We start from the raw sequence: 21445 nt of genomic DNA, 5'->3' as shown, positions 1-21445 counted from the left end.
TGCTAGCGTGTAGGTAGGGCAGGGATCCCTGTTGCGGCAAAGAAAACTTCATGGAAGGAGGAAAATCCGATGGTTGCTCTGCGGGGTTGGCTGGCAGCGGGCATGATCGGGGCGGCTGCAATCCTGGGTGGTGGTGAAGCGTGGGCCCAAAGTAGCTTGTGGTTACTGAACGGGCAATCGACCTGGGTTAACGGTTATTTCTACCCAGGCGAGAACATCTGGGCCGAGTGCGACCTCGACTGCCACGACGTGGATCTGGTGCTTTACGATCGCAACGGTCGGGTGGTAGCGGAAGATACGCTCTTGGACGATTTCCCCATCGTCCAGGCTCCCTATGAGGGCAATTTCGCAATCCAAGTAATCATGGCCGGCTGCCGCCACCCACGCGGCTGTGCTGTCGTCGTCGATTCTGACTACGGCTTCTAGCGCTTCCCTCGCCCCTAGCCCCTCTCCCTCTGGGAGAGGGGAAGTAGTACTGCCTGCTGTAGGGATGAAGGGGGCTGGCTAGGCGGGTTTGTGGCTGGCTTCCTGCACTTTGACGTGGGTGAATTTGCTCAAGCCATGGATGGTTTTTTCCCAGTAGAAGGGCTTGGTAAAAAGCTGCCACAGGGCCATGTAGGCTGCCATGGAGTGCAGTTGCCAGTAAATGGGGTTGAGAAGAGCATAGAAGGCCAAGTCGTAGTAGCCCCGCCGAAAAACGGCCACCAAGTTCAAGTAGATCCCAATGGCATTGCCCACCAAGAGGTTAAACAAGCCCAAGTAAATTAGCCAACTGGGAAAGATGTTTTGCAGCCAATGGGCGCGGGTGAGCAGCCAGTAGAAAAACAGCAGCCACATGATGGGGCTGGTGAGGAAGGTGAAGAAGCTGCCGCCGATAAAAAATTGGTAGGCCAGCCAGTTCTTGAGGCCCAGCTTGCGCAAAGAGCGCAGCGGGTTGCGGTTGTGCACCAGCCAGGTCTGCATATAGCCTTTGATCCAGCGGGAGCGCTGCCGGATCCAGTTTTTAAGGGCGCAGTTGGCCTCTTCGTAGGTGGTGGAGTTGATCACCCCCACCGTGTAGCCGTGCTGGCTGGCGCGAATGCCTAGATCGGCATCTTCGGTGACGTTAAAGGGATCCCATCCCTGCAATTCCCGCAGGCGGTCGGTGCGGAAGTGGTTGCTGGTGCCCCCCAGGGGAATGGGCATTTTCAAGGTTTCCAGGCCCGGCAGCAGGTAATCAAACCAATAGGAATACTCCAGGGTAAACATGCGGGTAAGAAAGTTCTCGTTGCGGTTGAAATAGTTGAGGGCCGCTTGAACGCAGACCAAGCTGGGATCCCCTTTTTTGAAGGCAATGATGGCTTTTTTCAGTTGATCCGGATCGGGGATGTCTTCGGCGTCGTAGATGGTAAGGTATTCGCCGCGGGCAAAGGCCAGGCCGTAGTTGCAGGCTTTGGGCTTGGTCTTGGGCTTGCTATCCGGCACGATCAATAGGCGCACGTAGCGGGGCGGCTTGGCGGCGCGGGCGGCCTCGATGGTGGCCTGGTCGTTTTCTTCCAACAGGATCAGCACGTCCAAGCGCTCGTGGGGGTAGTCCAGCTTGGAGAGGGAGTTGATGAGAATCGGCATCACCTCCGGCTCTTTGTAGACCGGCACCAGGATGGTGTAGATGGGCAAGCTGCGGTCATCGAGGGCGGCCACTTCTTCGTCGGTAATCTGGTGGAAGCGATCGGCGGATCCCACCAAGCTGAGCAGCAGTTTGAAGAAAATCGAGGCTATGTAGAAGAGGTTAATCAAAAGCACCAAGATCGTCAGAGTTGTCCAGGGAGCGCTGGCCAAGCTCCACAGCAGCAGCAGCAGCAGGCCATAGCCGACGGCAATTTGCGAGGGGGTAAACACCCGCGAGGCCGATTCCTCCGGCAGACGGGCCAGCAGTTTGTACACCGCCTCTTGGCTAAAGCGGGATCCCTGATCTTGGCTGAGGAGCTGGGTGATATCCTGCTCGGTGCCCAGCACCTTTTCGATCCGCAACCCTGGCCGCCAACTGTAGAGCAGCTCGTCCACCGCCCAGTCCAGGGGGTCGTTGACCATCACGGTGAGGGTGTGCTCGTCGCTCCAGCTCAGGGGGTAGAAGAGGTGGTGCATCATCAATTCCGGATCGAACTGGCGGCTCAGGCTCTCGTCCCGGTAGAGCAGCCCTGTTCCCATCAGCTCCGAAACGGAAGGGTAGCCCAGCAAATGGGCCAGAATGCTGAGATACTCGGGGGTGGAGAGGTAGCTCAGCCGGGTCAGCACCTGCCCCAGGCTGGATCCGGTGCGGCGGCGGATCTCCAGAGCCTGCTGCCACTGCTCCAGGGTGAGGCGGCTACCCAGCAGCTCAGCAGCCAGCTTGCGCTCGAGGATAACTGTCAAGATCTGTTTTTCGGTGGCCGGGATCTCCCACAGCTTTTCGGCCTCTGGGCAAAGGCGTTTCACAGCCTGCCAGACGCCGGGATAGCCGGGCTCTTCCGTGGCCACTACAACGGTTTGCGGGTTGAGCCAGCCACAGGGCAAAAAGCGCACCGGCAGGAGATCGCTGGGTTCCACTAGCCAAGGCAGCTCTAGATCTAGAGGCTGCTTGAGCAGCCAGTCCCGCAGCTTGGGCCGATCCAAAATCTGGCGACACAGCTCGGCAAACTTGCCAGGATGCATGACCCGCAAGCTCCAAAAAGCCCTGGGCAAGGAGCAGCCCACCTCTTCCCGGTACTCCTCCGCTGCCGCCAGTTGCTGGCGGGTGAGATAGCCCGCGCGCAAAAGCGAGGACTTAAGGGACTGGAGCATGGCCTAAAACCTGCGGTTTGGCTCAAGTCTGGCTCAACCGCAAGCCCATGCCTAGCCCCCCCTAGGAAGGGATGGGCGACTCGGGGCGGCGGGCCAAGCGGCGATAGACATTCCAGGCTCCTACTGCCAATAGAATAGCCAGCAGCAGCACCAGCCAATAGCGGTACTGCCACACCAAAAGCTGCCAACTGAAGCGGCCTGGGTAGCGCACCCGGTAGCCTTGGGGGGTGAGATCCCAGCTCTGCACCTGGGTGAGGGCGGGGGTGGCGGCGTAGGCGGTGAGCACATTTCCCTGCAGTTGGTTGGCCAGGCGGGTGCGTGGATCGGCAAGGCCGCGGCTGAGGCGTTCTGCCAAGGCCGGATCAGATCCCCACCAGGACAGCCAGAGGGTAGGCCTGCCTTGGAGCAAAAAGTACTGCAAGAGGCCGAGGTTTTCCTGGGGTTGGGCGGCCAGGGCCACCTGCTGGTTCAAGGGGTTGAGGATCTCGAACTGGGATCCCAGCCGGATGGGGCTGTAAGGGAGCTCCACCTGCTCCGGGGCAGCGACAAGGATCTGCCAGGCGAAGTCGCCTGTTTCCAACTGGGTCTTTTCCTGGGGCAGAAACTGAAGGGTGGGCAGGAGCGGTTGGGCGGCCAGCCGGCTCAAGGCCCCCACCAGGTAGGCGGCAGCCGGCAGCCGTTGGGGATCCCCCAGCCAAACCCGTCCGGATCCCTGCAGCACCGCCGGGATCTCCTGCAGCTCGCCACTGGGGGCTTGGTAGCCGCTCCAGAGAAAGCCGGAGCTATCCGAGCGCACCTGAACCGTCAGCGGCGTCAGGGATCCCTGGCAATTGCCGGGGCTGGCCCCGTAGTCAAAGCGCAGCTCCAGTTGGTTGAAGCGGCGCAGCAGGCGGGTGGGCAGGGTCACGGTCTCGTTGAGCTGGCTGCGACCAGTGAGGTTGTAGGTGCGCAGCAGAACGCCGTTCAAGAACACATAGCCCGTCAGGCGATCCCCGGCCCGACCATCCACCGGGTTCATGATCACATCCAGTTGGGCCGCCAGATCCCGCGGGCGCCCCCCCAACTGGGCCAGGTTGAAGTTGAAAACCAAAGACTGGCTGCCAAAGCCCCGCAGCAGGGGATCCACGATCCCCAACTCCCGCAAGCTGAGGCGGTTGGCCTTGAGAGCCCGCTCCCAGTCCGCCACCGCCGCCACCCGGATGCCGCGGCTCACCAGCCCCGCCCGCTTCCACTCTTCATAGAGGGCAAGAATGGCCTCGCGGCGGGCGGCCACCCGCAGCCGCGATCCCTCTGAAGTTACTTGATGCTGCAGGTGGGGGGTAAAGTTGGCCGGCTCCAGAATCACTTGAGGCCCTTCCCCTGGACGGTTGCTCCAGAGGATGGGGGTCTGAGGGAAGAGGTGGGCCAGTAAGCTGTACAGGCCCAGCGCTGCTTCCGCCACCTCAGGAGAGGGGTTGGCGGGCACCACCAGCGTGAGCTGGGGGTACATCAGGTGCAGAAAGCCGGCCACCGTAGCATCGGGCACGCGGGGCACCAGCTCAAAAAAACTGTCCCGCCCTACCCTCAGCAGCAGGTTGCCGGTGTTGAGGTCGGCACAGATGTCGTCACTAATGCTCAAAAACGGCTGCACCGACACCGTGATAAAGCGCTCACCCGGCGGCAGGTTAGGGATGGGCACCCGCACCACCGGCTCCTGCCGCAGATCTTGCACCAGAAAGATCCCCGCCAGCTCCTCGTTAATCAGCACCCGCACGGTAGAAGTGGGCTTGAGCACCGGCGAAGGTTCTAGGCGCAACTGCACAAAGCTGGCTTCTGGGTCGATGCCGTTGATGGGCGCAGGGACAGTGACATCCAGGCGCGGGTTGGATCCCTGCAGCAGCACCGAACGCTCATAGCCCAGCCTCTGGAAAGCAAGGGGCTCCGCCCGCACTGCCTCTGTTGGCACGCAGCAGAGCAAGCCGGCCACCAACAGCCCCCACCCTCGCCTTACCCTAGCCATCTGCTGGATCCCTAGCACCTGCTCTGACGACAGAAAAAGCCTACACCTGCGGCGGGGGCAGTCGCCAAACTTCTAGGAGCATATGGCGCAATAGTGATGAACTAGCCACAAGAAAACCCCCTTCCTCAGGAACTCTCCTAGGCGCGGGCGTAGTCGTCCTCAAAGCGCACGATGTCGTCCTCCCCCAAGTATTCCCCGTTTTGCACCTCGATGATCACCAAGGGGATGGTGCCGGGGTTTTCCAGACGGTGCTTGGTGCAGGGGGGAATGTAGGTGGACTCGTTGGAGTTAAGCAGCACCACCTCCTCGCCCCGGGTAACGCGCGCCGTGCCCCGAACCACGATCCAGTGCTCGCTGCGGTGGTAGTGCATCTGCAGGCTAAGGCGATGGCCGGGCTTGACCTCGATGCGCTTGATTTTATACATCGGGCCTTCATCCAAGATCCAGAAGGCTCCCCAGGGGCGGGTCTGAGCCTGGGAGGGCAAAAGCTCCAGTGCCGGAATTGCCGCGTTGTCCATGTCCCGCACAGACTGTAGCATTGAGGTCACACCTTGTTCCACTTCAGGGGCTCTCACATCCTCACCTGCAGCGCGGCAACTTTTCATCGACCATCTTGCTGAACCCAATACGCCAAAACTCGTAGAAAAAAAGTCTCGAGAAGGGGAATACTAGCGATCCCTTGCATTCCTAATAGTTTTTGCAAAACTTGCTTTTAGGATTAACTAGGGTGTTCCAATGCCCTAGGCCGTCAAGTTTAGTGAAACTCGTTCATGGGGCATGGATGTTCGTAAACCGGCTTAAAGCCATCTTGCGGCTCGCGGCGCCGGTAGGGATCCCCCTGCTGCTCCTAGCTGGCCTCTTGTGGGGGCTAAAGGAAGGCTGGGGCTGGGTGAGCCTGGAGATGCAGTTCCTTGGCTACAAGGGATCCGTAGCCGCCCTGGGGCCGGATCCGCGCCTGCCCATTGTTGGCACCACCTTTCCCCCTTCGCTGGTGCTGGCCACGGCCATTTTGGGGCGCTCGCCGCTGGTGTTGCAGGCCATTTTGGGATCCCTGGTGTTGGACTGGATGGGGCAACAGTTGCGCCGTTTGCCTGTCGGCTTGGGGTGGCGCTGGCTGTGGGGCCTGTTGCTGCTGCTGCAGCCGGCTTTGCTCCTGATGCTGCTGCGCAGCCCAGTTTGGACGGCCACCTCGCTTTTAGTGGGGGTGAACATGGCCTTGTTGTTCCCTCTGGCGGATGGGAAACAAGCAGCGGAGAAGGACGAGCTGCCCGTTACCCTGCGGCTGCTGCTCATTGGGCTGGCCTTGGGGCCGCTGATGGCGCTGCGCTGGGAGAGCGGCTGGCTGTTGCCCTGGCTGGCAGGACTGCTGCTGGTGGCTTTTCGCCGCGAATCTTGGGGGTTTCGCTGGGTCTCGCTGCTGGTGGTGGGGTTTATCAGCCTGGCCCTGATCCTGAGCTGGCTGTATGTCAACTGGTTAGCGGTGGGGGATCCCTGGGCTTTTACCTACCAGGTGGGTAGCGGCCTGCGCCTGCCGCAGTTGCGGGAAGACCTGCAGCAGGCCGGCGGCTGGCAAGGGCTGGTGGAGCTGGGCAAGTGGCTGGCGGTGCTGGCCCCTGCCTATCTCCTGTTGGGGATGGGATCCCTGCTGGGCCGCTGGGTCTGGGCCTTGATCTGGGGGATGCCGCTGGTGGTTCTGCTGGCTTCCCTGGGGCAGGGGCTGTTTTTGCCGGAGCTGAGCCGCTTTGGTCTCGTCTGGGTGCCGCTGCCGTTGCTGATGGGGGCCTACTTAGTCCGCGGAGCCGGCCCCGGCTGGGCCAAGCGCCTGTTGATCACTGCCCTTTTGGGGCTGAACTGCCTTACCGCTGGCTATGGGCTAAGCCAAGAGCCACGATTTTTGGCGCCCCTGGTGGTTGAGGAGCGGGATCTCTGGGAGCGGCTGGTGGCAGGGGTGGCGCCCCTTAGCCGTGAGTTGGGAGCGGCCCAAGACCTGTACGAAGTGACCTCTGGGGGGCAGACTTTGGAAGCGTGGCGCCAGCAGCGGCAGGCAAAGCGCCAAGTAGGGGAATATCTCCGCCGCCACCTGCTGCCTGGCGAGAAGGTGTTGGTGGACGACGACATCCACTTTGAGGCTATCTTTTGGGCGGGGGATCCCCGCTTGTTCCTTGCCCCCCACCAGTACGAGTTTGCCTTGGCCCTGCAACACCCCCAGGAGCGGGTGGACTACTTGCTGGTGGCGGGGCCGGCGGATCCCTTGCGGAGCGCCGATCGCATCCTGCAATTTTGGCCTGAGCTTACCTTTGAGGGGCTGCCGGGCTTTAGGGAGGTCTACAGCTCCCCGCAGGTGCGGCTGTGGGCCCGCCAGGCAGAGCTTGAGGAGGAGACGAGATGACCTGGAAACGGCAATGGCCGCGGCGACAGGTGCTGCAGATGGGCGGAGCGCTGCTGGCTGCCTCTGGAGTTGCCGGCTGTGGTCAGGGCTTCGAGAACGTTACCACTGGAAACCTGAACTTGTCAGAGCTCTTGGCCCGCTGGGAAGTGGGCATTGGCGAGGATCCCGGTCGCTTCCTCTGGGAAATCGAGTCGGATCCGCAGGTGGCAGCGGTGGCGCGGGACTGGGATCCCCATTTCTTGAGTGGCTGGCTCAACAGCTTTGACCACCGCCAGGGGGATCTCTCCTTCTGGCGTAACTGGCACCAGGCGGGGCTTTTGCGGCAGTGGTTTGAGCGGGGCTACAGCCTGCACATCATCACCTGGGAAGACGACACCACCCGCCCCTGCGGCGACTACCACCTCTCGCCGCAGTTTATCCAGGACGTAGCCGAGCTGGCCGGGTATATTGCTCAAGCCAATCCCCAAGGCCGCCCCACCTACTGGAGCCTGGCCACCGAGTTTTCCTACTGGCGCATCCCCGCCGACGCCTACAACGCCGACACTGCCCCCTACTACCGCGCCCTGATGCGCAACATCTTAAGAGCCCGCCAGGCCATCAAGGAGCGGCTGCCCGAGGCCGAGGTGGCCCTCTGCTGGGGCGGCTGGATTGCCACCTTTGACGATCGCCGCCGCGGGGCAGGGCGCAGCATGGTGGAGCCTTTTGCCGAGACGATGAGCCAAATGGACGGGATCGCCTTCCAGTCGATGCGCCAGCGGCGACCGGGGGAGTTTAACCCGGAGCTCAACGGCCCGGATCCGGGTAACCCCGAGCAGATCCGCCTCTGCTGCCGCCTCTTTGCCCCCATCCACCGCAACCTGATGCTGGCCCACTACGAGCCCTCGATTAAGGACAAGCACCCCAACGGTGGCCGGGCCGACACCGTCCAGGGGGATTTCGCGATCATGAGCCGGCCAGAGTGGCTGCAGGAGGTGTCGCAACTGGGATTGCGGCGCATGTCCCTGATGCACTACGGCCTCTACAAGGGGGATCCCTATGGGGCGCTGACGGCAGCCCGGCAATTCCGGGCCCGCGTAGGTTTGCCGGCTATTGCCCAGAGGGTGTAGGCGTTGGCTGAATTGACCAGATGTGGGATCCCCATCTGGATCCTTCCGTCTGCTTGCCATAGTAGGATCAGCACCTGCGTACCCTACCTTGCACGGACCGCTGGTCTTTAGCGGCCGAGATTTTTCTAACCTCAAACGCCCCTCATGCCGCCCATCACCAAGATCCTGATCGCCAACCGAGGCGAGATTGCCCTGCGCATCATCCGCACCTGTCAGGAAATGGGGATCCGCACCGTGGCCGTCTACTCCACTGCGGATCAGAACTCGCTGCATGTCCAACTGGCGGACGAGGCCGTCTGTGTAGGGGATGCCCCGGTGGCCAAAAGCTACCTCAACATTCCCAACATCATCTCGGCAGCCCTTACCCGCGGTGCCAATGCCATTCACCCGGGCTACGGGTTCTTGGCGGAGAATGCCAAGTTTGCCGAGATGTGTGCCGACCACAACTTGATCTTCATCGGCCCCTCGCCAGAGGCGATGCGCAAAATGGCCGACAAAGCCACGGCCCGCGAGACTATGCAAGCGGTGGGCGTGCCGACCGTGCCCGGCAGCCGCGGCTTGATCACCTCTGATGAAGAAGCAGTGAAGCTGGCGGAGAAAATCGGTTACCCCGTGATCATCAAAGCCACTGCCGGCGGCGGGGGGCGGGGCATGCGGGTGGCCAGAGATGCCCAAGAATTGCTGAAGATGATGCGCACCGCCCAGGGGGAAGCCCAGGCGGCCTTTGGCGATGGGGGCATCTACCTGGAGAAGTTTATCGAGCGCCCCCGCCATGTGGAGTTTCAGATCTTGGCCGACAGCCACGGCAATGTGGTGCACATGTACGAGCGGGATTGCTCAATTCAGCGGCGGCACCAAAAGCTGCTGGAAGAGGCCCCCAGCCCGGCTTTGACCACGAGCTTGCGCGCCCGCATGGGAGCAGCAGCGGTGAAGGCAGCCAAGGCGGTGAACTACGTGGGGGCGGGCACGGTGGAGTTTTTGCTGGATAAAAACGGCCAGTTCTACTTCATCGAGATGAACACCCGCATCCAGGTGGAGCACCCGGTTACCGAGATGGTGACGGGGCTGGATTTGATTGCCGAGCAAATTCGCATCGCCCAAGGTCAACCCCTGACCTTTCGCCAGAAGGATGTGGAACTGCGGGGCCATGCCATCGAGTGCCGCATCAACGCCGAGGATCCCAAGCAGCAGTTTCGCCCTTGCGCGGGCACCATCAGCGCCTATTTGCCCCCTGGGGGGCCGGGGGTGCGCATGGACTCCCACATTTACACCGACTACACCATTCCCCCCTACTACGATTCGCTGCTGGGCAAGCTGATCGTCTGGGGGCCCAACCGGGCGGCAGCTATCCGCCGCATGCAGCGGGCGCTGGGGGAATGCGCCATCACCGGCGTGCCCACCACGATCCCTTTCCACCAGCAGATCCTGCGCCACGAGGCTTTTTTGCGGGGCGAGGTGTACACGGATTTCATCACCCAACACCTGCTACCCAGCCAGTAGCAATCCAATCAGAAGTCGTTTGGGATCCCGCTTTGAACTGCGGCTTGCCGGAAGTTAAAGTTAAGCGTGAGTTGAGGGTTGCTGGTCTTGCAGATGAGGGATCCCCGGCCCGACTCGGTTCAACAGGCCCATCTCCAGCGTCAGCCGAGCTGCCCTGTGCCCAGCCTCAGCCAGTTGGTGCTGCAATTTTTGCAGGAGCGGGAGCGGGATCTGGCCCCAGCCAGCCGCCGCACCTACCGCATTGCTCTGGAGCAGTTTGCCAAAACTTGCCCGGTGCCGCTGGGACAGGTGCAGCCGTCCCACGTTCAGTCTTTTTTAAACAGCTTGAGGGGGCGTCCGTTGCGCAACCGTTCGGGCCAGTGGATCCATCCGCCTGCCTCTCCCGCTACCTACAACCTGAAGCGGCTGGCGCTGCAACAATTTTTTGAATGGGCCAGCCAGCGAGGCTACTTTCCGGATCCCTTGCCCACCCAGGCCATTCGACCTGCCCGCCTGCCCGCTCGTCTGCCTCGCGACCTGGATCGGCTGTTGTTGCAGCGGGTTCTGCAACGGGCCCAAAGCCATTCTCTGCGCTACGCAGCCTTGATCCGCCTGCTGTTGGAGTGCGGCCTACGGGCGCAGGAGCTGTTGGACTTGACAGTACAGGATTTTCAGATCAGCCCTGAGGGATCCCTGTTGGAGGTGCGCTGTGGCAAGGGAAGTAAACCTCGCGCTGTGGCGGTCGGGGATCCCCTCTCCGAGCTGCTGCAACAATATCTGAGCCAAGAACGGGGCCCGTGCGCGCCGACGGATCCCTTGTTTGTCTCCCAATCCCGCTGCCCGGCCTACCGGGGTCGTCCCCTCACCTACGATGGCCTACGTCATATTGTGCTTAAGCTCACCGAGCCTGAGCCGGGCCACCAAACCCCCCACCAGTTTCGCCACAGCTTTGCCACCCTGCTGCTGGATCGCGGCGTTGCCCCTGAGCATATCCAGCACTTGCTGGGCCATACGACTGCCGCCATGACGATGCGCTACACCCAGCGGGCCAACTTGAGAGCAGCTATTGCCCGTTCCCGCGCGATCTTGGATCAGGGCTTGATTTAGGGATCCCTTGTTGTGCCATGGTCTCTATTGTTGTAGTAGGGAGAGGCTCAGATTGCTAACAGGAAGGGAAACCGGACATCCAGAGGGCAACCCCGGAAAAGAAATCAATCAGGTACACCTGACTAAGGTGCTTGGAATGACCTGAAAACAATCGAGATGGGTTATTTCAAGTTACACGCTGGAGAGGAAGGTAGAGCACATGTTCTCTCTCCTTTCCTATGGGCAACTGCGGGCCAAGGCTGGCCTTCTGCTGCTCCAACCAGATGATCAGATGTCCGTTCTCAGGGTAGTATTCCAGAACATACTTAATGAAGTCATCAATTGTACATGGCTTGCTGAAACCTCCCATCCACTGATGAAAGTGGCTGTGCACTTCGTTGGCTATGGTAATCAGGTTGGAGAGACTCGCTGCAAGCTTTGGATAGTGCGCTTCAGAGTAGAGATGATGAACCGTTAGGCTACTGGCTGCTTTTCGAGTAACTCTACAAAGATTTCTATCCCTTTTTCTTGCAAGATCTTTTGCCTTTTCTATCTGATTTTGTCGATCCTGGATTGCCTTGACGATTACCTGAATCTGAGGTTCAATGCGTTCGCTAACATCTTGACACCAGTCTTTTCTGTGGTTTTGCTTGAGAACCTCTCCCATAATCTTGGCAAGCTCATAGATACCTCGTAAAGAGAGGTAAACAGTGTCATCATTACCAAAACGTGTGTAATGAATGTCTTTGATTAACTTACTTTGCTTCGATGCAAGCTCAAGCGCCTTCTTAAGATAGTCAGTTCGAGTTCCAAAGATCATCACAACATCTCGAAGAGATAACCAAAACTGATCTTGTCTTTTGACCAGAGAGGAGCTGTTCTGAAGGATCCTGTGATCCACGAGAGCTTTCTGCTTCTTGCGATGCTCTTCCTTGAACCAATTTCTAATGCTTGTACCTGTAGAGGATTTGGGATCTTGCTCTGTTCGAGATCTTAAAAAGGATAAAATGGCATAAGCGCCGGACTGCGTGTATTCCCTTAGCCCAGAACTTTTGTTGATAACACGATAGTCTTTACCTTCCACCAGTTCCCACTCATCATCGGGGATCCTGTCAAAGTGAGCTTCAATCTGCCTGAGTTCCTCAAGGCTGATACCCAAGAAATCGGCGAGCTTGTTTGAGGAAACATAGACTATAGCCATTGCTCGAACTTCTCCGTAAGGCTTTTGTAGAAAAGAGTCAATCGCTGGAAAATTTTGTCATCTCCCGTCGGAGAATCGGGATGGTAAATCTTGCTCAGGCGGTAGAAAGCAGCTTTGATGTCTTCATCGGTAGCTCGGTCAGGGTCAAGCCCAAAAACCCGCCAAGGCAAGTCGTACTTGAAGATGTTGATCCCATTGATGCAGCCATACCCCTCTTCCCCCTCTTCGTTGGGAAGGATCCCGATGTGCTGACGATAAATGCGCTCCAAATCGTCTATTTTGGATAAGTTCAGTTTGCCCATACCACTGGTTGCCAGTCTGAAGCTGGCTGATTTTCTCAGCTCGGCTGCGTTTTTAACGCCAAAGTGGTTGTAAATGGCTTTCTGCAGCTCTTTGACAGACAGCCGGGGCGGTGGCTGTAGCTGCCTGACTACAAACCGGGCAAAATTCTCTAGGAGTTCCTTAGAAATGCCATAAGTATCCGAAAGACGCTGGATTTCTGCGGCAATCGCCACCTGCGGGTCGGGCCCAGCTCCTTCTTTTGAGGTTGTCCTGGTTGCTTTCGGTTTTGTGCTGGTGGCTTTTCTGGGCACGGTTTCTCCTCAAGTCAGCAATGCCAAGTGCAAATCTGCACAAAACTCATAGGCTACCTATGAACTTATCTGCACGATGAAGCAGAGAATCTCAAATTAGCGTAACAATGTTGTCGGTAACCGTAAAGCCCTGCACCACATAGGATGCACCATGGCGATGCCTAGTTGGATAGCTTGGTGTGGGGAGCGGATCCGCACAGGGAATCCCCTGGGCAAATTGCGCCCACATTCGGTCGTTAGAGCACCCTCCCCCTGGAGCAAGCGTATTTTTCGGATACTTTTCAACCCAAGGTCTGGGGCCGCCTTTGTTTTCCTTCAGCTTTTGGGGATCAGCCGCTTGGGGCAGGCGGCGCGGATGTGGGATTCGCTCAGATCGGGCATGAGGGCCAGGGCCCGTTGGGCATCGATTTGCGCTTCGCACACCGCCTCCAGCACCTGCTCGGCCATCAAGGAAAGGGGCATATCGGCGGTTTGCTCAGGATCGGTATCCTCTCTAATTTGTCGCACTCCCACCGGTGGGGGTGGCAACACCGGCGGAGCCGACTGGGGGGGCAAGGTGGTGGAGGTACCCACCTCCAACTGCGCTTCGGCCAGGGCTACACCGCGCCCTGACACCAACAGGGATCCCAGCAGCAGGGATCCCCCCAACTTACCCATTTCTTTGCTGAGCGGGGCGCGCTTCTTCAGACCTTCTCCAAGGCCACCGCTGCCCAACCTCTTGCCCAGCGCTTCGCCGCTCATCTTAACCCCTCAAAGACCACCCCTTTGTTCAAGATATCCAACAAACCTTGGATTTGCAGTAGGCTATCGTTGGCTCCCAAACCGTTTGCAGACCCCCCTATGGCTCGTCTATCCCAAGAGCTAGCCCGATTTGCCTGCCTTCCCGCCAACCCAGAGCAGCCTGAGGGATCCCCACCCGTGGCGATCTGCGTTGAAGAGATTCTCAAACTGGCGGGCGAGCGCAGCTTTGGCTTGTTTTTGGCAGTGCTGTCTTTTCCCTCGGCTTTGCCTCTGCCGGCCCCTGGCTATTCCACTCCCTTTGGCGTGGTCATCCTACTGCTGGCCCTGCAAATGCTGGCAGGGCGAACCACTCCCTGGTTGCCGCCATGGGTGCTGCAGACATCCATTGAACGGAAGCAATTGCAAAAGTGGGTGCAGGCCGGGATCCCATGGTTGCAGCGCATTGAAAAAGTTGCCTGCCCCCGTTGGCAACAAGTCTGCACCAGCCGCCTGGGCCAGGTCTGGCTGGGCACCTGGATTGGTTTGATGGGCATTTCCATGATCATTCCCGTGCCCGGCACCAACACCCTGCCGGCGATGGGGATCTTCGTCACCGCCTTCGGTCTCCTGGAAGAAGATGGGCTCCTCTGCAGCCTGGGATCCCTGATCTGTGTGGCAGGGGGGCTACTGACCACTTCCATTTTGGTGGGCCTGTGGCTGGGGGGAACGACTCTGTTGGATTGGCTGAGAAGATAGCGCCCTAGCAGCCCCTCTCCCGGAGGGAGAGGGGAGTTGGGGATCGAGACAACGCCCAGCTTCACCGATGGAAAGACAGTGAGAAGTTGTATCGCCTGCGTCTTGTTGCAACGGACACCCCCGCGCCGCTAGCGGGATTGAGGAACTAGCGCCAGATCCTGGGTGAGGCGCAGCTCGATCACCTGGTTGGGATCCAACACCACCACCGGCGGCGCTGTCACGTTGCCGATCACCGCTCCGGCCACCCCTGCCCCCAGCACTTCTTCTGTGGCAATGGCATTATCGCCGGTTACCAAGCCGAGAACGGCGCCTGCTGCCGCGCCGATGGCCGCATCTTGGATGATCTTGCCTGTGGTGGTGTAGCGGGGATCCTTGACATCGCGGATTACATCCGATTGAGCGGCCAAGGGGAACAGTTGGTTGTTGACGATGATGCTTTCCGCCACAAAGCGCGTGCCGCCCGGCGCCGGCTCAAAGCGGCCATCCACCCGTGAGCCAAAAGGCACCAGGATGTCCCCCTGGCCGTTGCGAATTGGGTTGCGAACGATCAAGGACATAGGGCGAGTTTCGTTGGGGGCGATGAAGAGGCGCTCGTTGAAGGGGGTGGTGGTCTGTATCAGAGTGCCCGCCGCCAGCGTGGAAAGGCGCAGGTCAAAGCCGGGCTGAGGGGTGGAGAGCCAATTGCCTGGGTTCTGGGCCACCAGGGATCCCCGACTGAGCAGGGCCTGGTGGGTAAAAGCAGCCACCTCAGCACGGGTGGCAGGACGGTTGGGCTCCAAGAGCATGGGATCTGGGTAATTCACGATCAGGCCGGCGCGGTTGGCGGCTGCAATTAGCGTCAGGGCCCAGTTGGGAATGGCTGCCGCGTCACGGTAGCGGCTGAACAGCTCGCTCGGCTGGGCCGCGGGGATGGCACTTGTGTTGCCAAGGGCGTTGGTCAGGATCACCAGCGCCTCGGTGCGGGTAACGGGCTGTTCGGGTCGGAAGGTGCCGTCCGGGAAGCCGGCCACCAAGTTGTTGGCTGCCGCCGCGGAGATAGCGCTGGCCGCCCAGTGGGTGGGGGGCACATCCCGAAAGCCGATGAAGGTACCAGAGGTGTTGCGGAGGCGAAAGGCAGTGGTGACGAGGGTGGCAAACTGAGCACGGGTCACCGGCTCGTTGGGACGGAAGGTGCCATCCGGGAAGCCGTTCAACACCCCTTGAGCGGAGAGAGCCTCAATGTAGGTTTGGGCCCAGTGACCAAAAGTGTCGCGAAAAGGGGCGGCCATAGCCGCCTGGCAATGAATGCCCAGTGCGGCTCCCGATAGGAGTAGGCCTGCTGTGCGTGGGGTCAACAGAGAGGGAAACATCGTGCATTCACCAAGTTGTCGTAGCGCCCATTGCTGGGTCAATAGCTACTCTTATTCTGGCTATTTCCTCAGTGGTGACAATAGCTGAAACCCTCTCTGTATAGCAGTTTGAGCGTTTCCAACCTAAGATTTGCAAGAAAACGCAACCATAGAAGATCGATAAGGAAACTCCCGAATCTATTTCGCGTCAAGCCATTACGCCTAAGCCCGGTCACTCTTGAGGATAATGGCCATTTCGGGAGCAGCCAACAACTACAGCTTTTTCCGGCGTTATCTACTACAGCCAATGTAGATCCATCTCTTGCGTAGGAAGGATCTCGCTTGGCTACAGAACTCCCATGAAGTCGGAAAAAGCTGTAACCAGAAACCGAATTGATCGCAAATTAATCGGATCCCAACCGGCAGGCCACCTGAGAAGGAAGCTGGGCCAAAGGGATCCCTTCGAGGATCTCGGCTGCAAAAGCATAGGTGAGGAGTTGCCTGGCCTGGGCCTGGGGAATGCCGCGGCTTTGCAAATAGAAGATTTCTTCGGCCTCCAGTTGGCTGACGGTGGCCCCGTGGGCACATTTGACGTTGTCGGCAAAGATCTCCAACTGTGGCTGCGTATCCACCCGCGCCTTGGGGCTCAACAGCAGATTGCGGTTGGTCTGGGCGGCGTCTGTCAGTTGAGCTGCTTGGCTCACCAAAATGCGCCCGCTGAAGACCGCACGGGCCGCCTCGTCCACGATGCACTTGTGCAATTGGCGGCTGCTGCCGTGGGGCGCTTGATGCACCAGGCGGGAGTGGGTGTCGCTGTGCTGGGATCCCTTCAGCAGGGTCAGTCCCTGCAGGTGGGTGTAGGCCTGGGGTTCTACCTGGGCAAGCTCCAGGTTGTGGCGGGAAAATTGGGATCCCCACTGGATGGCCTGCAGCCAGTAGTGGCTGTGGCGGCCCTGGCGCACAGCAGTTTGGTTGATGTGAAAAGCCTGGGATCCCTGCCGCTGCAGGATCACATGGTGTAGACGGGATCCTTCAGCTAGGGCAATCTCGGTAACGGCGTTGCCAAAGGGGATCCCGGCCCCCCAGGAGAGGTGATCTTCAATCAGGGTGAGGGAGCTGTGGGCCTGCAAAGCCACCAGACAGCGGGGCTGGGCCAAAACCGCCTCTCCTTCAGAGGCCACGGTTATCCAGAGCAGGTGCAAGGGCGGCAAAACCTCCTGCTGGGGCAGCAGCTCAATCTGGATCCCATCGCCTAGATGGGCGGTGTTGAGGGCGCTGAAGACATCGAGCTTGACGATGGTTTGCAACCATCCAGGAGCCGACTGGCTTAGGGGAGCAATTCGCAGGGCCGAGGGCAGGCCGCTCAAGTCAGAAAGGTGGGGAGCAAAGTAGCCGTTGACGAACACCGCATAGCTGTGACGGCTCTCCGGCCACAGCCAGGGATCCAGCACGGCCTTCTCTAGCGTTGCCTGTCCAGGGCCGGCCAGGCGAAAGGTGTGGGCCACCAGCGGCGAGAGGTCGCTGTATTTCCAGTCTTCTTCGCGGGGGGTGGGGATCCCCAGCTCCGCCAGTTGGGCGCGGGCCTGCTGTCTCAGGGTGGTATGGGGATCTTCCACCTCCGGGATTTGGCTGAGAATGTGCTCCAGAAAGGGACGGCCAAAACCGCTGGCGTCGCTTTCTCGAACCGAGGACTTGGGCACCGCAGCGCTCATCCCACCTCCTCCTTGAGCCAGTCGTAGCCCCGCTCTTCCAGCTCCAGCGCCAAAGTCTTATCGCCGCTGAGGACGATGCGCCCCCCTTCCATCACATGCACATAGTCGGGGGTTACATACTCCAGCAGGCGCTGGTAGTGGGTAATGAGGAGCATGGCCTTCTCAGGGCCGGCCAGTTGGTTAATGCCCTGGGCAACGATGCGCAGCGCGTCGATATCCAGGCCGGAGTCCGTCTCGTCTAAGATAGCCAGCGTCGGCTCCAGCACCGCCATCTGCAGGATCTCGTTGCGCTTTTTCTCGCCGCCGGAAAACCCTTCGTTGACGGAGCGCTCCAAAAAAGCGGGATCCATCTTGACAATGCTCAGTTTTTCCCGCACCAAGTCGTCAAAATCGAGGGGATCCATTTCCGGCTGATCCCGATATTTCTGCCGGGCGTTGTAGGCGGCGCGCAAGAAGTCCAAGTTGCTCACCCCCGGAATCTCGATGGGGTATTGAAAGGCCAAGAAGATCCCGGCCCAGGCCCGCTCCTCCGGCTCCATTGCCAAGAGATCCTTGCCCAGATAGAGGATCTCGCCCCCTGTTACCCGGTAGTCGGGGTGGCCGGCCAAGATCTTGGAGAAGGTGCTCTTCCCGGAGCCATTGGGCCCCATGATGGCGTGGATCTCGCCGGCCCGGATTTCCAGGTTCACCCCTTTGAGGATAGGGGTACCGTCGATCTCAGCCGTGAGATCGCGGACAGATAAAATGACAGGGCTGTTTTCCCGGATCATGTCAGCAGTTCGTCTTGGGTCGAAGTATTGGCGGACAGACCTACCCCTTCAGCGCCGCCCCCAAAGTGGAGCTGCGCCAGGCTGCTCGGCAATTGGCAACGAGCATAGCCGCTCGCCAGGGATCTAGCCAACGGATCCCTCTAGCTTCAGGCTCAGCAGCCGATCCGCCTCGACGGCAAACTCCATCGGCAATTGGTTGAACACCTCTCGGCAGAAGCCGCTGATGATCATGGAGACGGCGTCTTCTACAGAAATGCCGCGCGACTGGAAGTAGAACAGTTGCTCTTCTCCGATTTTGGAAGTGGAAGCTTCGTGCTCTACTTTGGCAGTGTTGTTTTGCACTTCAATGTAGGGGAAGGTGTTGGCGCTGCACTGATCCCCAATCAACATGGAATCACACTGGGAAAAGTTGCGGGCGCCTTCTGCCTTGGGCCCAATTTTCACCAGGCCGCGATAGCTGTTTTTGGAATGCCCCGCCGAGATGCCTTTGGAGATAATTCTGCTGCGGGTGTTGCGGCCTATGTGGATCATCTTGGTGCCGGTATCGGCCTGCTGGTAGTGGTTGGTCAGGGCCACTGAGTAGAACTCGCCCACCGAGTTTTCCCCTACCAACACACAACTGGGATATTTCCAGGTGATGGCCGAGCCGGTCTCCACCTGCGTCCAGGAGATCTTGGAGTTGGCCCCCTGACAGAGGCCGCGTTTGGTCACGAAGTTGTAGATGCCGCCCTTGCCGTTTTCGTCGCCGGCATACCAGTTCTGCACCGTCGAGTACTTGATCTCGGCATTGTCTAGGGCAATCAGCTCCACCACCGCTGCGTGCAGTTGGTTGGTGTCAAACATGGGAGCCGTGCAGCCTTCCAGGTAGCTGACGTAGGATCCCTCGTCAGCAATGATCAGGGTGCGCTCGAACTGGCCCGACTCGCCGTTGTTGATGCGGAAATAGGTGGACAGCTCCATCGGGCAGCGCACCCCTTTGGGCACATAGACAAAGGAGCCATCGCTAAACACTGCCGAGTTCAGCGCCGCGTAGTAGTTGTCGGCAATGGGTACCACCGTGCCCAGGTACTTGCGCACCAGCTCAGGGTACTCCCGCAGCGCCTCCGACATGGAGCAGAAAATGATCCCTTCCTTGGCCAGCTTTTCCCGGAAGGTGGTGGCCACCGAGACGCTGTCGAAAATGGCGTCCACCGCCACATTGGCCAGCCGCTTCTGCTCCGACAGAGGGATCCCCAGCTTCTCAAAGGTTTCCAGCAGCACGGGATCCACTTCGTCGAGGCTCTTTTTCTTCTCCTTTACCTTGGGAGCGGAGTAGTAAACGATGTTCTGGTAGTCGATGGGCGGGTAGGTCACATTCGGCCAGGTGGGCTCGCTCATCTTCAGCCACTGGCGGTAGGCCCGCAGCCGGAACTCCAGCATAAAGTCCGGCTCCCCCTTCTTGGCCCAGATTTGCCGAATGATGTCCTCATTTAAGCCTTTGCCGATGGACTCAGAGGCGATGTCGGTAACAAAGCCGTACTTGTAGGGCTGGCTAATTAGGGTGCGGACGCTCGTAGACATGGATGGCTCTCGGTTAGGGACAGGGGCAAAACAGATGGCCAATTAAAACAACATGGTTGTTGCTTAACTAATCCTCAGGTTACTTTAGCAATGATCCCCTTGTCAAAGTAGCGGTGCTGGCAGCGGCAGCCGAGTAAACCCAGTCTAACCAGGAGGGCGAGGGTGGAGAGCGCGCGCAAGATCACCGATCCGTTCACGCAACCCGTTTCCAGCAAGCAGGCTATCTTGATCTACCTACGCAAGACGGGGCAGGCCACCGCCCAGACTCTGGCAGAGCACTTGGGCATTTCTCCCCAGGCCATTCGCCGCCACCTCAAGGATCTGGAGGCAGAGGGGCTGATCCACCATGTCGCTCAAGCTAGCGGTTTGGGCCGCCCCCAGCACCTCTATCAGCTCAGCCCCCAAGGAGAAGCGCAATTCCCCACCGGCTACGACGAGTTTGCCCTCGGTCTGCTCAATACGCTGGCTGAAACCCTGGGATCCGAACAGATGGGATCCCTGCTCCAGCAGCAGTGGCAGCGCAAAGCCCAGGAGTACCAAGCCCAGATGGGCTCCGGATCCCTGGCCGAGCGGTTGGAGCGCTTGGTGCAGTTGCGCCAGGCAGAGGGCTACATGGCGGAGTACTACCCCTATCCTGCCAACCTGGCTGCCCCGATTGCAGCAGAAGGCGCTGAGGAGTACGTCGAGCAATATGTCTTGGTGGAGCACCACTGCGCCATCGCCCAGATTGCCCAGCGCTTTCCCAGCGTCTGCGGCCACGAGCTGGAGATGTTTGCCGCCGCCCTGCCCGATTGTCGGGTGGAGCGCCTCACCTGGCAGGTGAACGGAGAACACCAGTGCGGCTACTGGATTGCCAAGCCAGGATCCCCCCCTAGACCCAGCCACGATTAGCAGTTCGTCCTTTGCTGGGCCTACCTCAGGTGACGGCTTCGGAAGACGGGCAAGAGCAGCTATGGATGCATAAAAGTATAGCTATATGGTAGTATAAGCATGAACCAATCTGGATTTTTCCCATGTCAGAGCTGGAGAAGCCGCACCAAGGGGTGGGGCAGGTTACCGCTTACTTTATCAACAACGCCCAGCTTACTTCCTTGATTATTGTGGGTCTGGCCATCTTTGGCCTGCTGGCGGCGACCTTGACCCCCAAGGAAGAAAACCCGCAAATTGTCGTCCCGGCAGCGGATGTAGTTTTGCGGTATCCGGGGGCCAGTGCCGAGGTCGTGGAGAAGACGCTGATCACCCCTGTGGAAGCGAAGCTACGGGAGCTGACGGGGATCGACCACATCTACTCGGTGGCCCAGGCCTCTGGCGGCTTGATCACGGTGCAGTATGAGGTGGGGGAAAACTGGGAAGACAGCCTGTTCAAGCTGCAAAATCATCTGTTTAGCCACCCGGAGCTATTCCCCCCTGGCGCCAGCTATCAGGTGCAGCCGGTCATCATTGACGATGTTCCCATCGTTACCCTGACCTTGACGGGGGCCGACTACAGCGACGATCAGCTACGGCGGGTGGGAGAGCGGCTGCTGGAGGATCTGCGCAGCCTTCCCAACACGGCCAACCTGACGCTGGTGGGCGGGCATCCCCGCACCATTCGGGTGGATCTGGATCCGGAGCGGCTGGCCAGCTATGGTCTTTCCCCGACCCAGGTGGCCCAGCGCATTGCCGCCGAAAACTTGCAACTGCCGGCGGGAGACGTGGAGGTGGGCTCGCGGCAGATCCGCCTGGAGGGAGGGCAGCGGCTGGCCTCGGCCGAGGACGTGGCCGCCATTCAGAATCAAGCCGGAGGTCTATCTCAGAGATGTAGCCAGCGTGCGGGATGAGTTTGCCGAGCGCACCTCCCTGACCCGCATCCACTTCCGCAGCGACGAGCCCATCACAGAGCCCTATCCGGATCCGCGCCGCCGCTCGACGGGAGAGTGGATCACCCAGCCGGCGGTCACCATCGGC

General features: G+C 59.7%; 18 protein-coding genes. 8 read left to right on the top strand and 10 right to left on the bottom strand.

Annotated elements, in window-relative coordinates; translation table 11 throughout:
- Window positions 1-69 precede the first annotated feature (69 nt).
- Window positions 70-426 carry a hypothetical protein gene (locus NW853_RS07165; protein WP_414333900.1) on the top strand — a complete coding sequence of 119 codons (357 nt, stop codon included), beginning with the start codon at window positions 70-72 and terminating at the stop codon, window positions 424-426.
- 78 nt (window positions 427-504) lie between these two features.
- Here NW853_RS07165 and NW853_RS07160 read toward each other — a convergent pair whose 3' ends face one another.
- The 3 genes from NW853_RS07160 to NW853_RS07150 all read right to left on the bottom strand — a co-directional run bounded on the left by NW853_RS07160 (window position 505) and on the right by NW853_RS07150 (window position 5316).
- On the bottom strand, window positions 505-2799 hold the full coding sequence (locus tag NW853_RS07160; protein WP_414348634.1) for a glycosyltransferase family 2 protein: 2295 nt from the start codon (window positions 2797-2799) through the stop codon (window positions 505-507).
- 61 nt (window positions 2800-2860) lie between these two features.
- Window positions 2861-4798, bottom strand: coding sequence for a cellulose biosynthesis cyclic di-GMP-binding regulatory protein BcsB (locus NW853_RS07155; RefSeq protein WP_414348631.1), 1938 nt, complete (start codon window positions 4796-4798; stop codon window positions 2861-2863).
- Between the two features lie 137 nt (window positions 4799-4935).
- Window positions 4936-5316, bottom strand: a complete 381-nt coding sequence (locus NW853_RS07150) for a cupin domain-containing protein (RefSeq protein WP_414333931.1) — start codon at window positions 5314-5316, stop codon at window positions 4936-4938.
- 263 nt (window positions 5317-5579) lie between these two features.
- Here NW853_RS07150 and NW853_RS07145 point away from each other — a divergent pair, with 263 nt between their 5' ends.
- The 4 genes from NW853_RS07145 (at window position 5580) to NW853_RS07130 (ending at window position 10879) form a co-directional block, all read left to right on the top strand.
- On the top strand, window positions 5580-7187 hold the full coding sequence (locus NW853_RS07145; protein ID WP_414348629.1) for a hypothetical protein: 1608 nt from the start codon (window positions 5580-5582) through the stop codon (window positions 7185-7187).
- Window positions 7184-8293 carry a hypothetical protein gene (locus tag NW853_RS07140; protein ID WP_414348626.1) on the top strand — a complete coding sequence of 370 codons (1110 nt, stop codon included), beginning with the start codon at window positions 7184-7186 and terminating at the stop codon, window positions 8291-8293. Before NW853_RS07145 ends, NW853_RS07140 begins: the two co-directional genes overlap by 4 nt.
- A gap of 144 nt (window positions 8294-8437) precedes the next feature.
- Entirely contained in the window at window positions 8438-9793 is a 1356-nt protein-coding gene (gene accC / locus NW853_RS07135; protein ID WP_414348623.1) for an acetyl-CoA carboxylase biotin carboxylase subunit, read from the top strand.
- Window positions 9794-9886: 93 nt separating this feature from the next.
- A complete protein-coding gene (locus NW853_RS07130) occupies window positions 9887-10879 on the top strand; it encodes a tyrosine-type recombinase/integrase (RefSeq protein WP_414333909.1) in 993 nt (330 codons plus the stop codon).
- A 166-nt stretch (window positions 10880-11045) separates the two neighbouring features.
- Here NW853_RS07130 and NW853_RS07125 read toward each other — a convergent pair whose 3' ends face one another.
- The 3 genes from NW853_RS07125 to NW853_RS07115 form a co-directional block, all read right to left on the bottom strand.
- Window positions 11046-12059 (bottom strand): hypothetical protein, encoded by a 1014-nt coding sequence (locus NW853_RS07125; protein ID WP_414348620.1) that lies wholly within the window; start codon window positions 12057-12059, stop codon window positions 11046-11048.
- Window positions 12050-12652: a DnaJ domain-containing protein gene (locus NW853_RS07120; protein WP_414333913.1), complete on the bottom strand. Its 603-nt coding sequence runs from the start codon at window positions 12650-12652 to the stop codon at window positions 12050-12052. The genes NW853_RS07125 and NW853_RS07120 overlap by 10 nt, the downstream gene beginning before the upstream one ends.
- Before the next feature lie 315 nt (window positions 12653-12967).
- Window positions 12968-13393, bottom strand: coding sequence for a hypothetical protein (locus tag NW853_RS07115; RefSeq protein WP_414348618.1), 426 nt, complete (start codon window positions 13391-13393; stop codon window positions 12968-12970).
- Between the two features lie 99 nt (window positions 13394-13492).
- Between NW853_RS07115 and NW853_RS07110 the strand changes: the two genes are divergently transcribed.
- A complete protein-coding gene (locus NW853_RS07110) occupies window positions 13493-14128 on the top strand; it encodes an exopolysaccharide biosynthesis protein (protein WP_414348616.1) in 636 nt (211 codons plus the stop codon).
- A gap of 128 nt (window positions 14129-14256) precedes the next feature.
- On the opposite strand, the gene NW853_RS07105 is transcribed toward NW853_RS07110, so the two are convergent.
- The 4 genes from NW853_RS07105 to sufB all read right to left on the bottom strand — a co-directional run bounded on the left by NW853_RS07105 (window position 14257) and on the right by sufB (window position 19498).
- Window positions 14257-15477: an S-layer homology domain-containing protein gene (locus NW853_RS07105; RefSeq protein ID WP_414348615.1), complete on the bottom strand. Its 1221-nt coding sequence runs from the start codon at window positions 15475-15477 to the stop codon at window positions 14257-14259.
- A 383-nt stretch (window positions 15478-15860) separates the two neighbouring features.
- Complete coding sequence (gene sufD, locus NW853_RS07100; protein WP_414348612.1) at window positions 15861-17168, bottom strand: Fe-S cluster assembly protein SufD; 1308 nt, start codon at window positions 17166-17168, stop codon at window positions 15861-15863.
- Window positions 17165-17938: a Fe-S cluster assembly ATPase SufC gene (gene sufC / locus NW853_RS07095; protein WP_414348609.1), complete on the bottom strand. Its 774-nt coding sequence runs from the start codon at window positions 17936-17938 to the stop codon at window positions 17165-17167. Before sufC ends, sufD begins: the two co-directional genes overlap by 4 nt.
- 123 nt (window positions 17939-18061) lie before the next feature.
- Complete coding sequence (gene sufB / locus NW853_RS07090; RefSeq protein WP_414333922.1) at window positions 18062-19498, bottom strand: Fe-S cluster assembly protein SufB; 1437 nt, start codon at window positions 19496-19498, stop codon at window positions 18062-18064.
- A gap of 162 nt (window positions 19499-19660) precedes the next feature.
- Here sufB and sufR point away from each other — a divergent pair, with 162 nt between their 5' ends.
- Window positions 19661-20389 carry an iron-sulfur cluster biosynthesis transcriptional regulator SufR gene (gene sufR, locus NW853_RS07085; protein WP_414348607.1) on the top strand — a complete coding sequence of 243 codons (729 nt, stop codon included), beginning with the start codon at window positions 19661-19663 and terminating at the stop codon, window positions 20387-20389.
- 122 nt (window positions 20390-20511) lie between these two features.
- Window positions 20512-21318 (top strand): efflux RND transporter permease subunit, encoded by an 807-nt coding sequence (locus NW853_RS07080; protein WP_414348605.1) that lies wholly within the window; start codon window positions 20512-20514, stop codon window positions 21316-21318.
- Window positions 21319-21445 lie beyond the last annotated feature (127 nt).

The organism is Synechococcus sp. H55.11, assembly GCF_047462475.1.
GTDB lineage: Bacteria > Cyanobacteriota > Cyanobacteriia > Thermostichales > Thermostichaceae > Thermostichus.
This window is presented reverse-complemented; position numbering and strand designations above follow the sequence as displayed.

Bases quoted from the DNA above. Each gene is read 5' to 3' on its own strand.
- NW853_RS07155 (WP_414348631.1), bottom strand. From the start codon at position 4,798: ATGGCTAGGGTAAGGCGAGGGTGGGGGCTGTTGGTGGCCGGCTTGCTC.
- NW853_RS07160 (WP_414348634.1), bottom strand. From the start codon at position 2,799: ATGCTCCAGTCCCTTAAGTCCTCGCTTTTGCGCGCGGGCTATCTCACC.
- NW853_RS07115 (WP_414348618.1), bottom strand. From the start codon at position 13,393: ATGAGCGGCGAAGCGCTGGGCAAGAGGTTGGGCAGCGGTGGCCTTGGA.
- sufB (WP_414333922.1), bottom strand. From the start codon at position 19,498: ATGTCTACGAGCGTCCGCACCCTAATTAGCCAGCCCTACAAGTACGGC.
- NW853_RS07165 (WP_414333900.1), top strand. From the start codon at position 70: ATGGTTGCTCTGCGGGGTTGGCTGGCAGCGGGCATGATCGGGGCGGCT.
- NW853_RS07145 (WP_414348629.1), top strand. From the start codon at position 5,580: ATGTTCGTAAACCGGCTTAAAGCCATCTTGCGGCTCGCGGCGCCGGTA.
- NW853_RS07110 (WP_414348616.1), top strand. From the start codon at position 13,493: ATGGCTCGTCTATCCCAAGAGCTAGCCCGATTTGCCTGCCTTCCCGCC.
- accC (WP_414348623.1), top strand. From the start codon at position 8,438: ATGCCGCCCATCACCAAGATCCTGATCGCCAACCGAGGCGAGATTGCC.
- sufD (WP_414348612.1), bottom strand. From the start codon at position 17,168: ATGAGCGCTGCGGTGCCCAAGTCCTCGGTTCGAGAAAGCGACGCCAGC.
- NW853_RS07150 (WP_414333931.1), bottom strand. From the start codon at position 5,316: ATGGACAACGCGGCAATTCCGGCACTGGAGCTTTTGCCCTCCCAGGCT.
- NW853_RS07105 (WP_414348615.1), bottom strand. From the start codon at position 15,477: ATGTTTCCCTCTCTGTTGACCCCACGCACAGCAGGCCTACTCCTATCG.
- sufC (WP_414348609.1), bottom strand. From the start codon at position 17,938: ATGATCCGGGAAAACAGCCCTGTCATTTTATCTGTCCGCGATCTCACG.
- NW853_RS07080 (WP_414348605.1), top strand. From the start codon at position 20,512: ATGTCAGAGCTGGAGAAGCCGCACCAAGGGGTGGGGCAGGTTACCGCT.
- NW853_RS07130 (WP_414333909.1), top strand. From the start codon at position 9,887: ATGAGGGATCCCCGGCCCGACTCGGTTCAACAGGCCCATCTCCAGCGT.
- NW853_RS07125 (WP_414348620.1), bottom strand. From the start codon at position 12,059: ATGGCTATAGTCTATGTTTCCTCAAACAAGCTCGCCGATTTCTTGGGT.
- NW853_RS07140 (WP_414348626.1), top strand. From the start codon at position 7,184: ATGACCTGGAAACGGCAATGGCCGCGGCGACAGGTGCTGCAGATGGGC.